Below are 17,970 nucleotides of genomic sequence, written 5' to 3' on the forward strand. Positions count from 1 at the left end.
ACCGGTTACGCCGCTCACAGAACCTGCACTGTTTTTCTTTCCTGACGGGGAATACAAACTTGATATTTGTGCTGTAGCTACGGTATCTTAATGGCCGCCGTACCAGCTGCAGATTAATGTGCCGGAGGCTGTCCTGCCCAGAGCAACCCTTAAGACATACCTGCTTGCCTTCCTGGCCCCGCTAGTCCTTTTCCCCCTGGTGGGAGTGGCCTGTGGCGACGCGGCGTACTATCGCTTTCTGCTGGCGAAGGCGGTCCCTTCCCTGGACGAAAGCGAGCGTATCAAGGCCGCGGTCACCGAGTTCAACAACCGCTTCATGGATATCTATGCCTCCCAGGGGGACAAGCGCGGCATCGGCGCCGTGCCGGCCACGGTCGGTGTGCGCCACAGCCTGGTCAAGGATTCCGGAGCGCTCTGGATGGGTGGGCGGGTGCTGGTGTACGACATCGCCTCCCTCGATTTCCGCAGCGTGCAGCAGGATGGCCCCTTGAGCGCCACGGTGCTGGTCAAGGAGGAGTGGAACTACCAGTACAAGGACGGCAAGACCTATAAGGAAGTCGGGCAGGTACACGGCACTGGATCCCTGATGCGCTACCGCATGGTGCGCCAGGGCGGGGCATGGCTGGTTCAAAAATGTGAGCCGGTGCGGGAAGCGGTTAAAGGGGTGAAGAAGGGTGTCTAGCCTGTTCAGCAAAAAGTTGGTTCCCCTGGTCACCCTCGGTCTCACCCTGTCCCTGCTGTTCTGGTCCCTGGTGCTCACCGCGACAGGGGCCGTGAAGCCGGGCTGGCCGGTGCTCGATCTCACCAGTGTCCGCTTCATCGCGCTGCTGATCGCCTTGGGGCTTCTTGCCAGCCTGGTCATGTCGCTTTTGGAGCGATCCCGCAGTCAGCTTTGTCTGTGCCTGGCGGGGCTCTTCCTGCTGTTGACCGCCACCTACGCCTACCTGTTCCAGTTCGAAGGGATGCTGAGCCTCGCGGAGGGGGAGAGCTACGAGCCGTTCCCCAGCTCCTTCAGTTCCGGCCACAAGGGAGCGCTTGCTCCCTTTCCCCAGGCATCCTTCACCCTGACCCGGGTCGAGCCGGACGGGAAGACGGGCAGGGCCGTCATCGTACAGAAGGGAGTCGGCACCGAGATTGACGGTAACTGGCGTGAGATCGGCTCCAGCGAGATCCGCTTCAAGGGCGCCGCGCTGGCCCCCCTCGTCGTGGTGAGCAGCCTTGAGAAAGGCGAACTGGAGCGATCTTTCGTCAAGGTCGATCTTACTCACGGCGAGCAGGTCTTCGAGTTCGACACGCTGCCCTACCAGTTCCTGCTGCGCCAGGAAAAGCCCAAGGGGGAGGACAAGGATCTCTTCCACCTTGAGGTGCGGCGCGGCAAGCTGAGCCTGTTCGAGGGGGACGCCCGCCTGGGGCAGAAGGTTTCCGTGCAGGGGATCGAGGTAGTCATCGAGAACCAGCGCAAGTTCGCCCTGCTGGAGTTCCGCACCCGGCGCGGGCTGGTGGTGCTGCAGGCGGCTGCCGCGCTTTTCCTAGCGGCGGCGCTGGTGGCTTTGGTAAAAATCAAAGGCGTTAAACAGGGATAACAGGGATAACAGGGATAAAACCAAGCCATTTTGTTGTTTATCCCTTGTATCCCTTTTATCCCTGTTAAATTCGTTTTTTTGAATGAGGTGACGGCTTGGCCTATTACGAAGCGATATGTTTCTGGCTCTCCCTGGTGATCTACGCGCTCGCCGCCGGCGGGTACATCTACGCCCTCGTGTTCAGAAACGAGAAGGTGGTCCCCAAGTTGCTGGTCCTGATCGGAATCGGCCTCGCGGTCCACACCGGCGCCGTGGCCGCCCGCTACTTCGCCCAGGGACACTTCCCCTGGAGCACCGACTACGAGAACGGCCTGATGGGGGGATGGTTCATCATCGCCTCCACCCTGTTCGTAGCCTGGCGGCAGAAGTCGCTGCGGGTGTTCGCGGTGGCCACCGTGCCCACCACCATGCTCATCATGGGGTACGGCGTGATGCGCAACCCGACCCTGGCCCCCATGGCCGCCACCCTGAAATCGTTCTGGCTCGCCATCCATGTCTTCTTCGCCTGGCTCTCCTTCGGCGCCTACGTCCTGGCCATGGCGGCCGGGGTGATCTACCTCCTGAAGGAGCGCGCCGCGGCCCGCGGTACTGCCAGCGCCGACGACCGTTTCGCCGACCTCTCGCCGGAGCGGCTCGACGACCTGATGTTCAAGTACCTGGTCTTCGGCTTCATCACCAACGCCATCATGATCGCCGCCGGCTCCATCTGGGCCAAGGACCTCTGGGGCGCCTACTGGAGCTGGGACCCGGTCGAGACCTGGTCGCTCATCTCCTGGCTCATGTACGGCGCCGCCATTCACCTGCGGGTCACCATGGGGTGGCGCGGCACTCGCTTCTCCTGGCTCATGATCGGCGCGCTCTTGACCGTCATCATCAACTTCTTCGGCGTCTCCATCCTGATGAAGAGCTCGGTGCACGTTTTCAAGATGTCATAAGGGACCATGCTCAAGTCCACGCTCAAATACCTCGGCTCGCTGCGCTGCACCATCTGGCTGCTGGTCGCGCTGATCGCGGTCTTCTCGATCGGCTTTTTCCTGCCGCAGCGCTCGGTGGTGGGGAAGGCGGCGTACCTGAAATGGCAGGCCTCCGCCCCGCTACTGGCAAGGATCGACCAGACCCTCCAGCTTACCGATATTTTCACGGCACCCGTCACGCTGGTCATCTGGGGGCTTTTCTTCCTAAACCTGCTGCTGGTCATGAAACAGCGCATCCCCCTGGTGCTGGCCAAGGTGCAGGTGGACCCGGAGAAGGCGCTGCAGCGCCACGGCTTGGGCCCCTTCAGCTACAGCGTCCAGCTCGCGGAGGGGGACCGGGAGCGGATTCCCGCCGCCCTTGCCGCCCAGGGGTACCAGGTGCATGGTGACGCCGACCGTTTCTTCGCCATCAAGAACCGCCGTTCTCCCCTGGCGACCCTCGTTTTCCACCTGAGCTTCTTCCTGCTGTTGATTGGCTGGTTGATCTCCTTTTACAGCCGCTTTACCGGCTTCGTGGACGTCTCGGAGCACGAGCCCTTTTTGGGGGAACTGGCGCGCTACAACGCCGCGCCGAAGCTTCCCAAGTCGGGAGGCGGGGCTCCCGAGGTCAAGTTCCTGGTCGAGTCGGTGCGCCCGGAGGTCTCGCAGGGGGTGGCGACCGGTATCAAGATCGTCCTCAAGGACGAGGCTGGCGCAACGCACCAGGTAGACATCAACGAGCCGTACAAGACCGGCTACGCTTCCGTTCTCTTCAACGACCTGGGCATCTCACCGCTTTTCGTGCTGCAGGACGCGTCCGGGCGGGAGATAGACGGCGCCTACGTGAAGCTGGACGTGTTGAAGGGGAAGCGGGATCACTTCCGGATGCAGGCGTATGACGTCGCCGCCTGGTACTACCCCGACCACGTGGTCACCGACGGCAAGGACGCCACCAGGAGCGAGGAATTCAAGAACCCCGCGTTCCATCTCGAGGTGACTAGGGACGGCAAGGCGGTGGCCTCGGGGACCGTCCATCCCGGGGAGGCGGTGCTCTTGGACAACGGCCTGCGCCTGGGCTTCAAGGAGCAGAACTTCTGGGTGCGCCTTCTGGTCACCAAGGAGTACGGGCGCGAGTTCATCTACGCCGGCTTCATGCTGGCACTGGTCGCCCTCATCTGGCGCCTGGTCTACTACCGCCGGGAGATCACCGGGGTGGTGCGTGAAACCGCGGGCGGCAAGGTGCTCGAGCTAGGCGCGCGCGGCGATTTCTACCAGGCACTGGCCAAGGACGAGTTTGACCGGACGGTGGCGGCGCTGACTCGGCGTAGCTGAATACACGCTTCTTCAGTTCCCCCTTGCGGCGCTTGCCCCTCCCCCCGGAGGGGGGAGGTCGGGAGGGGGGCTGCAACAGCTTTCCCCCTCCCTAACCCTCCCCCTCCGGGGGAGGGGACCCCGGCCGAACCTCCCCCCGGCATGCCTGACAGAGGGGAGGGCAGAAAAGGAACGCATGAAGATCATCTACATCTTTCCGCCCCTGGGGCACGCCGGTGAGCAGGTCAGGAGCATGCCGCTCATGCCGCCGGTCCTCGAATACCTCGCCGGCCTCACCTCCAGCATCCGCCCCGATGCCGAGATTCGTCTCATCAACGCCAACGTGGAGCGTTTCGACGTCGACGAGCTCAGCGCCGACGTGGTCGGCATCAGCATCCTCACCCACCAGTCCTCCTGGGCCTACCGCACCGCCGACCGGCTCCGCGAGCGTGGCATCAAGGTGATGCTCGGCGGACCCCATCCGTCGGTGCTCCCGGACGAGGCCAAGCAGCACGCGGACAGCGTGGTGGTGGGGGAGGCCGAGAGCGTGCTGGCAACCGTCCTCGACGACGTGCAGCGCGGGGAGCTGCAGCCGTTCTATCACGGCCAACTCCTCCCGGTGGACGGCGCCCCCTTCCCGCAGCGCGACCTCGCCCCCGGCTACGTGTTCCGTTCCTTCTTCACCTCGCGGGGATGCCCCTACGACTGCAAATTCTGCGCGACCCCGGAACTGCACGGCAACCACATGCGCTACCGCCCCATCCCCGAGGTGATCAGCGACCTGGGGAGCAGCAAGCACAAGATGTGGTTCTGCACCGACGCCGACAGCTGGGGGCCAAGCGTGCCGCGCTACACCGAGCTGTTCCGGGAGATGGCCACCTCGCTCCCCGGCATCCACTGGGTAGGGGAAACCTCCATCGCCAGCGTGCAGCACCAGTTGGGAGAAGAGATGCTCAAATGGGCGCGGCGCTCGGGGCTGATGCAGGTCTGGATCGGTTGGGAAAGCTTCTCCGACGCTACCCTCAGGGCGTACGGCGCCACTGCCAAGATGCTCGACGAGCGCGAGGAGGCCCTGAAGAAGATTCGCGACAACGGCATCGATGTGGTGCTCTTCATCATGCTCGGGGCCCGCGACGAGTCGCTGGACGAGTACCAGCGGGTGCTGGAAATGTGCGACCGGCTCGCCGTCACACCGCACCCGGTGATGGTGGTTCCCTATCCGGGAACGGCCATGTACGAGGAACTGAGGCCGGACACCCTCCACTTCGGGGAGTGGGACTACTACGACGGCATGCATTCCATCCTGACCCAGCACGGCGGCGACAACCGCGCTCACGAGGACGCCTTGAAACGGCTCTGGGTCGATTCCTTCACCTGGCCCCGGATCCTGAAAAGGCTGAAGGCGCTGCCGCTGAAGGGATTCCCCAATGCCCACATCGCTTCGGGCATCGTGCAAGCAGCGCTGAGAAAGGCCTTCCGGGAGTATGTGGAGCGGACGAAGTAATGTTGACCGAGGGACTGTAGGGGCGAATAATCATTCGCCCGCCTTTGACTTTCCCCCTCATGAACCGCACATGAAGGCGCAGGAGCGTTGCAATAACGCGCAGCATCTGAGATATTCGCGATGTTAGAGAAACCGGCGGCCGCAACCTGCTTCATTAGCCATAGGACGCACCATTCATGAAGCTTGTACTGATCTCCCCTCCGTTCGGTGAAAAGGGGCAAAAGTCGAAGGGGCTCCCCATTGCCCCCCCCGTGTTGGAATACCTGGCCGGCCTGACGCTCCAGGTGCGTCCGGACGTCGAGGTGCAGCTGATCGACGCCAACAAGGAGGTGTTCGACCCGGACCGGCTCGATGCGGACCTGATCGGCTTCACCGTGCTGACCCCGCAGGCGCCCTGGGTGTACCGGGTGTCGGACCGGCTGCGGGCACAGGGGAAGCAGGTCCTTCTGGGCGGCATCCACGTCACCGCGCTTCCCGACGAGGCGGCCGCTCACGCCGACGCCATCGTCCTTGGCGAGGCGGAAGAGATCTGGAAAGGACTTCTGGGCGACGCCGAAAAGCGGAACCTCAAACCGGTGTACCAGGGTGGCTTCCCGGAGCTCACCGGTCTGCCGCACCCGGTCACCACCCTCTGGAACACCAACTACGTCTACGGTTACTTCCAGACCTCGCGCGGCTGCCCGCACCGCTGCACCTTCTGCTCGGTGCACGAGTTCTTCGGCGGCAAGGTGCGCGTGCGCCCCATCGACGAGGTGGTCGCGGAAATCGCTTCCAGCAAGAGGCGCCTCTTCTGGGGCATCGACGATAACGTCTGGGGCGTCAACATGAACTACACCATCGAGCTCTACCGCGAGATGGGCAAGAACCTGACCGGCAAGTCGTGGTTCGGTTCCGGCGACCTGGTTTCGGTGGACCATCCCCGCTCCGCGGAACTCCTGAAAAACGCCAGGAGCGCCGGACTCACCGCGGTGCTAGTCGGGTGGGAATCGAACAATATCGGCAGCCTCGAAGAGTACAAAGCCACCAACAAGCAGGGGCGCCAGCGCCGCGACGCCATCAAGAAGATCCGCGACGCAGGCATCGAGGTCATGCTGTTCATGATGATCGGCGGGCGCCAGGACCGTCCCGAGGACTACGAGGGGATTCTGAAGCTGTGCGACGAGCTCAAGGTTTCTGCGCACCCGGTGATGACCACCCCGTTCCCGGGGACCGAACTGTACAGGATCTACGAGCCGTACCTGATCCCCGGGCACGATTGGGACTCCTTCGACGGCAACCACGCGGTCTTTTCCCACGACGACCCCGCCATGAGTGTCGAGTTCAGGGAGGACGCCATCGTCAAGCTGCGCGCCGAGCTGTTCACCATACCGCGCATCCTGTCGCGCATCCCGCAGGTCGGCTGGCGCGGCTTCCCCATGTCGCACATCACCTCGTGGATGATCCAGTACCCGCAGGGAAGGGCCTTCAAGCAGTTCGCCCGTGAGCGGGAAGAGCTCAAGGCGAAGGGAGTCCTGTAAATGAACGAAATGAACCAGTACCTGACCTCGCTTTTGCAGCAGTCCCCCTGGCTCGGCGTCGTGGTGATGATGAACAACTACTTCCACGACGTCGCCACGGCCATGCTGGCGGCCTCCGCGTTCTGCCTGTACGCGGTGCACCGGGTGGAGGCCGCGCTCGGCACCCCCGAGGCGGCGCTCTTCTTCCTGAAGACGCACCGGATCATGGTGAAGTTCTTCCGCCTCGCCTTCTGGTGGATCATCCTGGGCGGCGTGCCACGCACCATCTTCTACGTGAGCTTCGAGTGGAACCATTTCGCCGACAAGCAGCAGGTGCCGGCCCTGATGGTGAAACACGTGCTGATGGTGGTGCTGGTGGTCTGGGGCGTCATGGCCTGGCGGAAGTTGAAGGCCAAGGTGACGCGTCTCACCGAGAGTCTCCCCGCGGAACTCCGCGCCCGGCTCAAGGAGGACAGCTGCGGATGCTGATCCGCATCCTGAAAAGCTCGTTCCTAAAGCGCCCCAAGCCGGTGCTCCTGGTGCTCTTGTCCATCGTCATGGGCTCGGCCGTTGCCACCGCCTTCCTGGGGATCTCGGGGGAGCTGTCGCACAAGATGGCGCTGGAGCTGAGAAGCTACGGCGCCAACATCGTCCTGGAGCCGGCGGCGGGGGACGCGGGCGCGCTCAAGTCGGACGACCTCCCCAAGATCAAGACCATTTTCTGGAAACACAACATCGTCGGCTTCGCACCGTACCTGTTCGGGCAGGTCGACTTTTCCTCGGCGGCGGGCCGGCAGCGCGGCGTGCTGGCCGGCACCTGGTTCGGCAGGCCCCTGCAGGTGCCGGGCGAGCCGGACTCCATCCAGGGGGTCAAGGTGACCGCCCCCTGGTGGGAACTGGACGGGCGCTGGCCGGAAACCCCGGACGAGGCGGTGATCGGCGCGGGCCTGGCCAAGCGGCTCAAGCTGGCGCCGGGGAGCGACATCGTGGCGACCGCCGCCGGCAAGGAGCGCCGCTTCCGGATCGTCGGGGTCGCCTCCACGGGGGGCTTCGAGGAGGAACAGCTCTTCGCGCCGCTGGCCGAGGTGCAGGCACTTTTGAATAAGCCGGGGCAACTCTCGCGCGTGCTGGTGAGCGCCCTCACGGTCCCGATGGACGACTTCGGGCGCAAGGACCCCTCCCGGATGACCCGCGAGGAATACGAAAAGTGGTACTGCACCGCCTACGTCACCTCGGTGGCCAAGGGGGTGGAGGAAGTGATGAGCGGCAGCCGCGCCAAGCCGATCTGGCAGATCGCCAGCGCGGAGGGGGCGCTCCTCAAGAAGCTGGACAGCCTGATGCTCCTTTTGACCGGGATCGCGCTCTTCTCCGCCGCCTGCGCCGTTTCGTCGAGCCTCATGGCCGCCATGGCGAAAAGGAGCCCGGAGATCGCCCTGATGAAGACCATGGGGGCCGACCGGCTCCAGATCGCCGCGATCTTCCTGGGCGAGACGCTGGTTATCTCCGTCATCGGCGGCCTCCTGGGCTACCTGGCCGGCGACCGGCTCGCCGTCGTGATCAGCCGCACCGTCTTCGATTCCACCGTCACCTCGCCCTTGTGGCTCTTCCCGACCGCCATCGGCGCCGCGCTCGTCGTGGCCCTGGCCGGGAGCGCGGCGCCCCTGAAAAGGGCGCTCGCCATCGAGCCGGTGCGGGTGCTGAAGGGGTGATATGACCAAGCGCCGCTGGCTTGCCCATATCGTGTTCCGGGCCCTGGTCCACCGCCGGGGACGCACGCTGCTGCTCCTGGCGGTGCTCACCCTGGCCTCCAGCCTCGCCACCGCCCTGGGTCTCGTCTCCGTGTCGATGCGGGCGCGGGTGGCCGAGGAGACCAAGCGATACGGCGCGAACCTGGTGATCATGCCGGAGAGCGCGCGTGTCGAGGTGGGGAGTGGGGGGCTGCGTTTCGGGGCCATCGGCGAGCCCGCCTATCTCGCCCAGGACCAGGTTCTTGCCGCCCTCGCCAGGAGCGGCGTCAAGGGAGATTACTCCTTCCATCTCAAGGGGGTGCTCACCCTAAAGGGAGTGGAGATACCCTGCGAAGGGGTGGACTTCGCCCAGGTGCGCCGGCTCTCTCCCTGGTGGCAAGTGGACGGGGACTGGCCCCGGCCGGGCGAGGTGCTGGGGGGGAGCGATCTCACTCAGCGCTACCACGTCCATTCCGGCGACCTCTTCGACTTCACGTTCGGGAAGGAGACGGTGCGGGCGCGGGTCTCCGGCGTGGTCACCTCCGGCGGCGACGAGGATGACAGCCTGTTCGTGAACCTGCCGGAACTCCAACAGCAGATGGGACGCCCGGGGCAGGTGAGCGAGGTGCGGCTTCTGGCCGATCCGGGCAATGGCCCCCTCAAGGAGCAGGCTGCCTGCCTGCAGCGCTTTCTTCCGGGGGCGTCCGTGAAGGAGTTGCGCCAGGTGGGACGTACCAGCGAGGAACTCCTGGGCAAGGTGCAGCTGTTGATGCTGCTGGTGACCGCTGTGGTGCTGGTCTGCGCCGGGAGCAGCGTCGCCGGGACCATGAGCACCACGGTGCTGGAGCGGAGTAAGGAAATCGGCCTCATGAAGGCGATGGGGGGCTCGCGCTGGGACCTCTTGAAGATCTTCAGTGCCGAGGCGCTGCTGCTGGGGGTGGGCGCCGGTGTGGGGGGCTTCTTGCTGGGCGGCCTCATCGCCAAGTTCGTGGCGCGCAGCGTGTTCGCGGCCGATGCGGCGCTCCGGCCGGAGTTCTTGTCGGTGGCCGTCGGTGTGAGCCTGCTCTTGGCGCTGGCCGGGAGCGTCGGGCCGCTGTTGTCCGTGTTCCGGCTTGATCCGGTGCAAAGCTTGCGCGGCGAATAAGGGGCCGACATCTGTAACATACCCTCCCCCGGAGGGGGAGGGCTAGGGAGGGGGAGGGATTGCGACGACAGCTTTCCCCCCTCCCAACCTCCCCCCTCCGGGGGGAGGAGTTCACACCAAAGGTATAGCGAATGGCAGCAATCATAGAAACATCCGGCCTCACCCGAAGCTACGGCGACATCTGCGCGCTGAAGCCCCTGGACCTCTGCGTCCCGGAGGGGGAATGGCTCACGGTGATGGGACACTCCGGCTCGGGGAAGAGCACCCTGTTGAACCTCCTTGGGGGACTGGACCGCCCAAGCGGCGGCTCGATTCACGTGCGCGGCACCGACCTCGCCACCCTCTCCGAGGACGGCCTGGCCCGCTTTCGCCGCGACTGCGTCGGCATCATCTTCCAGCAGCACCACCTGATCCCGTACCTGACCGCGCTGGAGAACGTGATGATGTCGCAGTACTTCCACAGCGTGCCCGACGAGGCCGAGGCGCGCCACGCGCTGGAACGGGTGGGGCTCGGGCACCGTCTCAAGAACCGCCCGGGCGAGCTCTCCGGCGGCGAGCAGCAGCGGGTCTGCATTGCGCGCGCCATCATCAACTCCCCGAGACTCCTCCTGGGCGACGAGCCGACCGGGAACCTGGACCACAAGAGCACCACCATGGTGATGGAGCTGTTGCGCGAACTGCGCGACGAGGAGCGCTTCAGTATCGTCATGGTGACCCACAACCAGGAAGTGGCCGCCTGGGGCGACCGCACCATCCACATGGACGACGGCTGTCTGGTGCGCGAGGAAAGGACCAAATCTTGCTGACCGCGCTCAAGGTGATACCCCAGCTCCTTTGCTGGGCGGTCCTCGTGCCGGTCATGTGCCGCAGTCTCACCGGGATGAGTACCGCCGTCGCCGCCGCGGCTGGTTTCGTCGCCGGGGTGGCCGGCGAGAACCTGCTGCTCGCCTACGTGGGCGGAGAGCTCCCGTTCCGCCCGCTACGAGGCATCTGCGGCGTCATCTTCCTGCTGCTCTGGGGAGCCTCGGTGTGGGCCCTGTACCGCAGCGGCTCCACCTCCCCGGAGAGCGGCCAGCCCACTCCGAGCCCGCTCGCGTCCGGCGCGGCGGCGCTCGGCACCGGCGTCCTGGCTGGCGCCCTCACGCTCTGCCGCCTCGCGCCGCTGGAGGGCGGCGCGGTGCGGCTGGTCCCCTACCTCACCCTCGCTTGCGCCGGTGCAGCCGTGGCCCTTGGCGCCGCCTACGCCGCGAGGTTCCTGCCGCAGCGGCTGGTTCCGCGCGGGATCCCGCTCGTGGCCCTGGTGGTGTCGGCGCTGATGCTCATGGCCTGCTCGGTGCAGCGGCTCGACCTCTTCTCCCCGCTCTCCATGGAGGTGATGAAGTTCGTGCACGACTTCGTGCACCAGTTCTTCGAGTCGATGCTGATCCCGGACCACCCCTTCTTCCGCGCTGACGTATGGGGCTATATCGGTCTCCTTTTCGGCGACAAGGTCGGCCTTTGGGGCGGGCTCGCGCTCTGGTACCTCCCGGTGCTCCTCATCGCGCTGTCGCTCAGGCTGGAGCGGCTCCCCTCGGTTGCCCACATCCGGCAGGGGGCGGCGCGCCGCAAGCTCCTGGCCTCATTCATCCACGAACGCCGTCTGCGCCTGGCGGCGCCGCTGCTCGCGCTGGTGTTTCTGACCGGCGCCGCCTACCAGAGCCGCTTCCCCGCCACCGAGTACTGGGATCCGAAGCCGGTCGAGGTCTCGGCGAACCCGGCGGGGCAGATCGCCATCCCGAAGAAGGGCGAGATCGACCTCGAAGACGGCAAGCTGCACAAGTTCAGCTACCGCCAGGGGAGCCGCGAGGCGCGCTTCTTCGTCATGCTCACCCCGGCGGGGCAGTTGGTCACTACCCTGGACGCCTGCGCCATCTGCCAGCCGGAAGGGTACGGCCAGGCCGGCAACGCCGTGATCTGCTACTACTGCAGGACGCTCATCCCGCTGGAGACGGTGGGCAAGCCGGGCGGCTGCAACCCGGTCCCGGTGCCCTGCTCGGTCAAGGGGGACGCGGTGGTCATCGACGGGATGACCCTCGTGAACACCTGGGAGAGCACCGTGCAGGTCACCGCGCACGGCAAGGGGATGGGGAAATGAGCCGCGTCACCGCTACAGCCGCCAGGGTCGCGACCTCGCCCGCCGTTACCCCCAGCGTGCTCGCCTTCTTCCTGCTCCTCTACGTGGGGATCGCCTTCGGGAGCAACGAGCCGCTCACCGCGCTCATGGCCATCACCCGCGGCAACCCGGCGCTGATCGCCCTCCTGGCGCTGATCCCCCTAAGCGGCGCCGCCCGCCTGGTCGCCGAGACCCGGGACTTTTTGAGGCGCCGTCGGGCCCTCTCCGGCGCGGCCGGGATCGATGCCGGCGGGCTCTTCGACGACGAGGTCGCGCTGCCGGAAGAGAGCGCCTTCGAGGAGGAGGGGAAACGCCTTGAAGAGCAGGGGTACGCGGTCCGCGCCGGTTCCGGCTCGCTGGCCGCCCGGCGTGGCCTGAGCCTCTTCCCCGCCCGGGTTCTCTACCTCTCGGGGATGGTGCTCCTCTTCTGCGGCATCCTTTTGAGCCTCACCGGGCGGGCCACGCACCGGCAGGTGGTGCTGGAAGGGGAAGCGCTGCCGGTCAGCCGCGACCTCGTGCGCGGCATCGTGCTCAAGGAGGAGCCCGGCCTCATCCTGCAACGTACCCTGGACATCGCGGTAGCCGGCGAGGGGGGAGGGGAGCGGCACTTTGGCCTCTACCCGCCGGGGACGCACCGCGGCCACTACCTGTATCCCCGCTACCTGGGCGTCGCGCCGCTTTTGCGCTTTTCCGCCCCCGAGCTTCCCGGCGGTTTCGAGCAATTCGCCGTGCTGAGCATCTACCCTCCCGGAAAGGAGGACAGCTTCCAGGTGCCGGGCTCCCCGTACCGCTTCATCTTCCAGATGGCTCCCGGGGACGGTCCCGATCCCTACGCCAGCGGCAAGATCACGCTGCAGTTCCGGCTCCTCAAGGGGGAAACGCAGGTCTGGGCCGGTAGCGCCAACGTGGGAGGCGAGACAAGCGGCGACGGCTACCGCCTCGCTCTGCCCGAGTTCCGCCGGGCGGTGGTCACCGATTTTGTGCGGGACGCCGGGGTGCCCCTGATCTGGAGCGCCAGCGCCTTGTTGCTCTTGTCGTTGTGCTGGTTCGTGCCGATCCGGCTGCTGTGGCCGCGCCAGGAGATCCTCGTCGTGCGCCATGCCGGCGCCGTCGTCGCCCGCTCGCGCGCCGAGGGGGGGCGCCGCGCCCATGCCGGTCGGTTTCATGAACTTTTGGACCAGGTGCATCCGCGAGAGGGGGGGACGCCATGACGCCGACCGCCCACGGGCCGATGCTGGCCGTCGCCATCTTCTGGATGACGCTGGCCCTCATCTTCTACACCTGGGCTGTTTTCAGCGGCCGCCGCCAGGGGCTGCGCGCCAAGCACCTGGCCATCTTCGGGGTCGGGCTTTTCTGCGACTGGCTTGGCACCCACCAGATGAACCTCTACGCGCAGGCCTTTGGCAAGGCGCCGGAGCTGCACAACCTGACCGGGCTCGCCTCGCTTTCCGGGATGGCCTTCCATTTCCTGCTGGCCCTGGCGGCCACCCTGGCCGGGCGCGCCGACGCGGTGAACCGCGTGTTCCACCGGGTGAGCCTGACCATCTACAGCTGCTGGCTGGTCGCCTTCTTCAGCGGCGCCTTTTCCGGGATGATGAGGCTTAACCGTTAATGAGCGCCGCAAAGAACAAGATCCTCCTGGTTACGCCGCCCTATCACAGCGGCATCCCCGAGATCTCCGGGCGCTGGCTGCCGCTGGGGCTGGTCTACCTGGCCGGGGCGGCGCGCGAGGCCGGGGTCGAGGCCGAGATCTACGACGCCATGGCGACCGGCGACGGCTACCCCGAGATCGAGCGGCGCATGGGACAGACGGCGCCGCGCTACGTCGCCACCGGCGCCATGACCGCGACGGTGGGCGACGCTCTCAAGGTGCTCGCCGCCGCGAAAGCGCTCGACCCGACCACGGTCACCATCCTGGGCGGGGTGCATCCCAGTTTCATGTACCGGGAGATCCTGGAAAGCCCCGCCGCCGTGGATTACGTCGTCATCGGCGAAGGGGAGCAGAAGCTCACCCGCCTGCTGCGGACGCTGGAGCAGGGGGGCGACCCGGCCGGGGTTCCCGGGCTCGCCTACCGGGAGGGGGGGGAGGTCAAGGTAACGCCGGCCGCGCCGCTCATCGAGGACCTGGACGCGCTGGCTCCGGCCTGGGACCTGGTGGATTGGCCGCTGTACAGCTACTTCGTCATCCCGGATTCCCGCTTCGCCGCCATCGGCACCTCGCGCGGCTGCAGCCACGACTGCGCCTTCTGCTCGCAGCAACGGTTCTGGGGCAAGGCCTGGCGCGCGCGCGACCCGCTCAAGGTGGCTGCGGAGGTGGCGGAACTGCACCGACGCTACGGCGTCAACGTCTTCCTGGTCACCGACGAGCACCCGACCCGGGACGCCGACCGCTGGGAACGTTTCCTGGATGCCCTCATCGAACTGGCGCTGCCGACCCACCTGATCCTGGAGACCCGCGCCGAGGACGTTGTGCGCGACCGCGACATCTTCTGGAAGTACGCCAAGGCCGGCGTGGTGCACATCTCGCTGGGGATCGAGTCGGCGGACCGGCAGGTCCTGGAACGGCTGGGAAAGGGGATGGAGCCGGACGCGGCCCCGGAGGCGCTCTCCATAATCCACGCCCACGGCGTCGTCAGCGAGGCCTCCTTCATCGTCGGTTTCCCCGACGAGACGCCGGAGAGCGTGCGGGCGACACTTAAGACGGCGCAGCGCTACAATCCGGACAACGCCAACTTCTTCGCGTTGACCCCCTGGCCATATGGTGGAATGCCGGAACTCAAGCCGCTAATCCGCGAATTCGATTACAGCCGCTACAACTTCATCGATCCGGTGCTGGAACCGGAGTCCATGAGCCTTAAGGAGTTGCAGGGGGCGATCAACGATTGCTACCGCAGGTTCTACATGGGCAAAATGCTGGAGGTTATGACCATGAAGGACACCTTCCGACGCGGCTACCTGGTGCGGGCCACCAAGCTGATCATGAGCAGTTCCTTCGTGATCGGGAAGCTGAACCCATGGGGGGGAGGCAGATAGCACCATTCTTGCAGTAAGACGCTTTCGTACAGAAATTGGAGAAATATGAGCAAGGTCCTCTTCATAACCGCACCTTACCACTGCTGGGGCGTTCAGGTCGTCGGCACCTGGCCCCCCCTGCACCTGGCCTACCTCGCCGGCGCCGCCTGCGACACCGGTCACGAGGCGCGCATCTTCGATGCCATGAACAAGCGCCTTTCCTTCGACGACATCAGGCGCGAGATCGAGGAGTACCGCCCCGATGTGGTCATGACCCTGGACTACCTTCCGGTCACCGGCGCCATCAGCACCGCCACCGTTCCCTACGCCTTGCGCATCATTAATATCGCTAAAGATGTTTGTGGCCAAATCGTAACGCTATTAGGCGGACCCCACCCGACCTTCATGTACGAGGAGATCCTCGAGGACCGGGACAACCGCGTCGACTACATCGTCACCGGCGAGCCTGAGCAGACCCTGAAGAAGCTCCTGGCGGCCCTTGGCGGCGCCGGCGACCCCAAGGCGGTCAAGGGGGTGGCCTACCGGGAGGGTGAGCGCATCCTCTACACCGGCAGGCAGCCGCATATCGAGGACCTGGACACGCTGCGCCCCGCCTGGCACCTCCTGGACTGGGAGGACTACAACTACCTGGTGGCCCCCTACGGCCGCATGGCCTCCATCCTCACCTCGCGCGGCTGCGACATGGAGTGCGCCTTCTGCAGCCAGCGCATGTTCTGGCGCGAGGATTGGCGCTGCCGGAAACCGGAGCAGGTGGTCGAGGAGATGGAGCACCTGATCGGCAGCTACGGCGTCAGCTTCTTCACCCTGATCGACGCCTACCCGACCAAGCACCGCGAGCGCTGGGAGCTGTTTCTGGACCTGGTCATCGAGAGAAAGCTCGGCGTGCACCTGCTCATCGAGACCCGAGTCGAGGACATCATCCGCGACGCCGACATACTGCACAAGTACCGCGAGGCCGGGATCATCCACGTCTACCTGGGCGCCGAAAGCGCCGACAAGGACGTCCTGGGGAGCCTGAACAAGGGGACCAGCTTCGAGCAGAACAAGCGCGCCCTGGACCTGTTGCGGGAGGCGCAGATCATCACCGAGGCGTCCTTCATGATCGGCTTCCCCAGCGAGACCTGGGATTCCATCGACAATACCATCGCCTCCGCCATCTACCTGAACCCCGACATCGCCGTGTTCCCGGTGGTGACCCCGATGCCGTTCACCCCGATCCACGCCCAGATGAAGGACCGCATCCGGGTCTTCGACTACTCCAAGTACAACCTGGTCTGCCCCATCATCGAACCGTACCAGATGACCATGGCGGAGATCACCCAGGCCCTGGGCAAGTGCTACATGTCCTTCTACGGCAACAAGATGCAGGAGATCGTCGAGATGGAGGACGGCTTCAAGCGGAAGTACCTGCTGAGCGCCTTCATGCTGATGATGAAGGACCACGGCGAGAACTTCGATTTCGAGGGCGCCGACATGGAGCGCATGAAGGAACACATGAAGAAGGTCGCCTAGCCAGCCACAACGCGCGGCGCCGCTCCCCCCGGCGCCGCTCCCTCATCGCTCCGTTACCTTTTTGTTACCGTTTCACGGCCATTCCCTTTACCTTTCCCGGGAAACCGCACCGCTATATCGCCGAAACGCGCCCACTGGGGCGGGACGACCATCCCTCACCTTAAAAATATCCAACAGCCTCCCAAAGCCCTTCGCCACAAAAAAACGGCCCAGCCCCCCTATTTACCGCACCTTTGGACCTTTCGTCGCTTTTTCGCCATATGGCGTAGACGTCGCCGGGTACGCTTCTTGCTCTTATAGCCAACCCGTAGGAACTATTTCGTACCTCTACATCGTCCATTACCGCACGTGAGGATCAGGGACAGGGGAAGGCTATGCTGAAAAAAACACTGGCTGTTCTGGCTGCTACGGCCATCATATCGGGAGCGCTCTGGTCATGGGCAGCGACATCGTTTCAGCTGCAAACGAAGCTGAACAGCGCCGGCGGCAGCCTGCAGGTCCGCAACAACCCCGTCCAGACAGTGGCCGGCACGGTCATCTACAGCAACTTCACCACGGCCGACCCGGTTCCGGTGAAGGTGACCGCCAACCCCGGCTACAAGATCACCAGCCTGACCAAGACCGGCGTGGCCCAGGTGATCGGCAACTACACGACTCACTACTCCACCACCTTCAAAAAGGTTGACGGCTCGACGCAGTCCCTGGTGGCGGGCTTCACCGCGCAGAAGTACACCGTCACCGGCGTCGTCTACGGCCCGGGCATCATCACCCCGGCCAGCACCCAGGTGGCCTACGGCGGCACCGCCGTGTTCACCGCGAGCCCGAGCACCGGCGCGGTCTTGACCGGCGTCACCGGCGGCACGGTCACCAACGCTTCCGGCGGCGCGGTCAGCTACCCCTACACGAGCCCGGTCACCATCACCGTCAGCAACGTTACCGCCCCGACCGGCGTCTCGGCCTCCTTCGCCACGGTCGGCGTCAACGCCGGCGAGGACCAGACCGGCATGATCATCACCAAGGCGACCCTGAGGGGCTCCATGCAGGGGAGCGGCACCTTCACCTGGAGCCAGGATAGCGGCCCGGTGGTCACCCTGCAGGACATCAACACGCTCAACCCGAGCTTCGTGCCGATGCAGCTTGGCACCTACGTGTTCCGGCTCACCCAGTACTTAAGCGGCGTGGCGGTGGCGACCTCCACCGTGCAGGTGAGGGTGGTCGAGTCGCTGATCAGCTCCATGAGAACCGACTGCAACGGCTGCCACTCCGCCTCGGGGGTCTACCCGACCCCGCTGGCGTTCACCCTGTGGTCCTCCTCGAACCACAAGGCGCTGGGCGTCTCCTGCGTTTCCTGCCACACCACCGGGGCGATGCCGACCCCGGTCAACACCTCGAGCGTCAACTCCAGCACCTTCGTGAACCAGCTCCCCAGCGCGGGCCCGGTGGGGGGGTACTACTGCGAGGCCTGCCACAGCGATTCGATCTTCTCGGGCTACGACCGCTCCATGCACAAGACGGTCGGCGTCACCTGTACCTCCTGCCACAAGCAGGGGCCGCA

General features: G+C 65.3%; 16 protein-coding genes. All 16 read left to right on the forward strand.

Features of this window, described 5'->3' with window-relative positions:
- Nucleotides 1-118 precede the first annotated feature (118 nt).
- Nucleotides 119-682, forward strand: coding sequence for a hypothetical protein (locus tag KOL99_RS21095; protein WP_328760917.1), 564 nt, complete (start codon nucleotides 119-121; stop codon nucleotides 680-682).
- Nucleotides 675-1,583 carry a hypothetical protein gene (locus tag KOL99_RS21100; RefSeq protein WP_216512432.1) on the forward strand — a complete coding sequence of 303 codons (909 nt, stop codon included), beginning with the start codon at nucleotides 675-677 and terminating at the stop codon, nucleotides 1,581-1,583. Before KOL99_RS21095 ends, KOL99_RS21100 begins: the two co-directional genes overlap by 8 nt.
- Before the next feature lie 95 nt (nucleotides 1,584-1,678).
- Nucleotides 1,679-2,518, forward strand: a complete 840-nt coding sequence (gene ccsA, locus KOL99_RS21105) for a cytochrome c biogenesis protein CcsA (RefSeq protein WP_216512433.1) — start codon at nucleotides 1,679-1,681, stop codon at nucleotides 2,516-2,518.
- 6 nt (nucleotides 2,519-2,524) lie between these two features.
- Nucleotides 2,525-3,868, forward strand: coding sequence for a cytochrome c biogenesis protein ResB (locus KOL99_RS21110; protein ID WP_216512434.1), 1,344 nt, complete (start codon nucleotides 2,525-2,527; stop codon nucleotides 3,866-3,868).
- 175 nt (nucleotides 3,869-4,043) lie between these two features.
- Nucleotides 4,044-5,351 carry a B12-binding domain-containing radical SAM protein gene (locus KOL99_RS21115; protein WP_216512435.1) on the forward strand — a complete coding sequence of 436 codons (1,308 nt, stop codon included), beginning with the start codon at nucleotides 4,044-4,046 and terminating at the stop codon, nucleotides 5,349-5,351.
- A 176-nt stretch (nucleotides 5,352-5,527) separates the two neighbouring features.
- Nucleotides 5,528-6,868, forward strand: coding sequence for a B12-binding domain-containing radical SAM protein (locus KOL99_RS21120; protein ID WP_216512436.1), 1,341 nt, complete (start codon nucleotides 5,528-5,530; stop codon nucleotides 6,866-6,868).
- Nucleotides 6,869-7,336 carry a hypothetical protein gene (locus tag KOL99_RS21125; protein WP_216512437.1) on the forward strand — a complete coding sequence of 156 codons (468 nt, stop codon included), beginning with the start codon at nucleotides 6,869-6,871 and terminating at the stop codon, nucleotides 7,334-7,336.
- The gene (locus tag KOL99_RS21130) at nucleotides 7,330-8,556 is read left to right on the forward strand and encodes an ABC transporter permease (protein ID WP_216512438.1); all 1,227 of its coding nucleotides are present in this window, start codon (nucleotides 7,330-7,332) and stop codon (nucleotides 8,554-8,556) included. Before KOL99_RS21125 ends, KOL99_RS21130 begins: the two co-directional genes overlap by 7 nt.
- A 1-nt stretch (nucleotide 8,557) precedes the next feature.
- Nucleotides 8,558-9,718 (forward strand): ABC transporter permease, encoded by a 1,161-nt coding sequence (locus KOL99_RS21135; protein WP_216512439.1) that lies wholly within the window; start codon nucleotides 8,558-8,560, stop codon nucleotides 9,716-9,718.
- Nucleotides 9,719-9,849: 131 nt separating this feature from the next.
- Nucleotides 9,850-10,524: an ABC transporter ATP-binding protein gene (locus KOL99_RS21140; protein WP_216512440.1), complete on the forward strand. Its 675-nt coding sequence runs from the start codon at nucleotides 9,850-9,852 to the stop codon at nucleotides 10,522-10,524.
- Nucleotides 10,518-11,852, forward strand: a complete 1,335-nt coding sequence (locus KOL99_RS21145) for a DUF2318 domain-containing protein (RefSeq protein WP_216512441.1) — start codon at nucleotides 10,518-10,520, stop codon at nucleotides 11,850-11,852. The genes KOL99_RS21140 and KOL99_RS21145 overlap by 7 nt, the downstream gene beginning before the upstream one ends.
- Nucleotides 11,849-13,081, forward strand: a complete 1,233-nt coding sequence (locus KOL99_RS21150) for a hypothetical protein (protein ID WP_216512442.1) — start codon at nucleotides 11,849-11,851, stop codon at nucleotides 13,079-13,081. Before KOL99_RS21145 ends, KOL99_RS21150 begins: the two co-directional genes overlap by 4 nt.
- On the forward strand, nucleotides 13,078-13,482 hold the full coding sequence (locus KOL99_RS21155) for an HsmA family protein (protein ID WP_407931863.1): 405 nt from the start codon (nucleotides 13,078-13,080) through the stop codon (nucleotides 13,480-13,482). Before KOL99_RS21150 ends, KOL99_RS21155 begins: the two co-directional genes overlap by 4 nt.
- Nucleotides 13,482-14,903 (forward strand): B12-binding domain-containing radical SAM protein, encoded by a 1,422-nt coding sequence (locus KOL99_RS21160; protein WP_216512443.1) that lies wholly within the window; start codon nucleotides 13,482-13,484, stop codon nucleotides 14,901-14,903. The genes KOL99_RS21155 and KOL99_RS21160 overlap by 1 nt, the downstream gene beginning before the upstream one ends.
- 45 nt (nucleotides 14,904-14,948) lie before the next feature.
- Nucleotides 14,949-16,415, forward strand: a complete 1,467-nt coding sequence (locus tag KOL99_RS21165) for a B12-binding domain-containing radical SAM protein (protein ID WP_216512444.1) — start codon at nucleotides 14,949-14,951, stop codon at nucleotides 16,413-16,415.
- A gap of 374 nt (nucleotides 16,416-16,789) precedes the next feature.
- Nucleotides 16,790-17,970: cytochrome c3 family protein (locus tag KOL99_RS21170; protein ID WP_216512445.1), on the forward strand; the 1,181-nt coding region annotated here is incomplete at its 3' end.

Source organism: Geomonas azotofigens (assembly GCF_018919395.1).
Classification (GTDB): domain Bacteria; phylum Desulfobacterota; class Desulfuromonadia; order Geobacterales; family Geobacteraceae; genus Geomonas; species Geomonas azotofigens.